The sequence below is a fragment of the Microcoleus sp. S13_C5 genome, assembly GCF_036700845.1.
Classification (GTDB): Bacteria; Cyanobacteriota; Cyanobacteriia; order Cyanobacteriales; family Microcoleaceae; genus Microcoleus.
Map to the genome: position 1 here is coordinate 1 of NZ_JAUBPR010000298.1, position 1180 is coordinate 1180.

Sequence of the window (1180 nt, forward strand, 5' to 3'; positions counted from 1 at the left end):
CAGGGCAAACGCATCTAAATTTTGATTGAATAACAATGAGATAGCGTCAGGATCGTTTTAGTAGAAACGATTTTATGCTATCATTTTTTGATAATTTGGTGGATCCGCGGGTAGAAAGGACCCGGTTACATTCTTTAAAGGACATTATAGGCTTAACAATTTGTGCGGTTTTGAGCGGTTGTGACGATTGGGAAGAGATTGAACTGTATGGGGAGAGCAAAGAGCCATTTCTACGCCAGTTTTTGGCTTTTCCCAACGGGATTCCCTCACACGACACGATCAACCGGGTTTTTTCCCTGCTTGATCCCAAAGAACTTCAGGGTTGCTTTGTGGATTGGGTTCAAAGCATAGCAGCCATCACTAATGGCAGGGTAGTTAGCATTGATGGTAAACGGATGTGTAATTCGGGGACTGAGGGCAAAAAAGCGTTTGTACACATGGTGAGTGCCTGGTGTAACAGCAACAATATGGTTTTAGGGCAGGAAAAAACCGATGAGAAAAGCAATGAGATTACAGCCATCCCAACCTTGTTGGAACTGCTGGTATTAGAAGGGGCCATCGTGACCATTGATGCAATGGGCTGCCAGACAGCTATTGCATCTAAGATTAAAGGACAAGGGGCTGATTATGTACTGGCAGTCAAAGAAAATCAGGGGCATTTGCTGGATGATATCAAAGAAGCCTTTGAACAAACTCCGGGATCAAACTGCCATACAACAACCGAAAAATCACACGGACGCATTGAAAAACGGACTTGTAAGGTCATTGAGGATATGGATTGGATCAGTAAAAAAGGACAATGGGAAGGTTTGAAATCTATTGTTTGCATTCAATCAGAAAGAACCGTCCAGCAAACGGGTGTAAAGCAGACAGAGCAGCGGTTTTATATCTCAAGTTTGTTGACAACACCTGCCCGTTTCAATGAGATTATCAGGCAGCACTGGAGTATAGAAAACAAATTGCACTGGAGCCTGGATGTCACCTTCAGGGAAGACCTGAGTACCAAACAGGCTGGTAATGCCGCCGAAAATTTCAGTGTTATCACTAAAATCGCCATTAACCTTCTAAAAAACAATCATATCAGAAAAACCAGTATCAAAAAGAAACGCTTGCTCAGTGCTTTCGATAACGACTTCTTGGCCAAATCCGTTTTTAAAGAAATTTAGATGCGTTTGCCCTG

The 1180-nt window shown here is 42.8% G+C and carries 1 protein-coding gene; it reads left to right on the plus strand.

All coding sequences use genetic code 11. The features are described 5' to 3' along the window. The first annotated feature begins 74 nt into the window (after positions 1-74). The gene (locus tag QUA04_RS29715) at positions 75-1166 is read left to right on the plus strand and encodes an ISAs1 family transposase (RefSeq protein ID WP_333264411.1); all 1092 of its coding nucleotides are present in this window, start codon (positions 75-77) and stop codon (positions 1164-1166) included. The last annotated feature ends 14 nt before the right edge of the window (positions 1167-1180 follow it).

What these genes read in the sequence shown, in the direction of transcription:
- QUA04_RS29715 (WP_333264411.1), top strand. Translation starts at nt 75, where the DNA reads ATGCTATCATTTTTTGATAATTTGGTGGATCCGCGGGTAGAAAGGACC.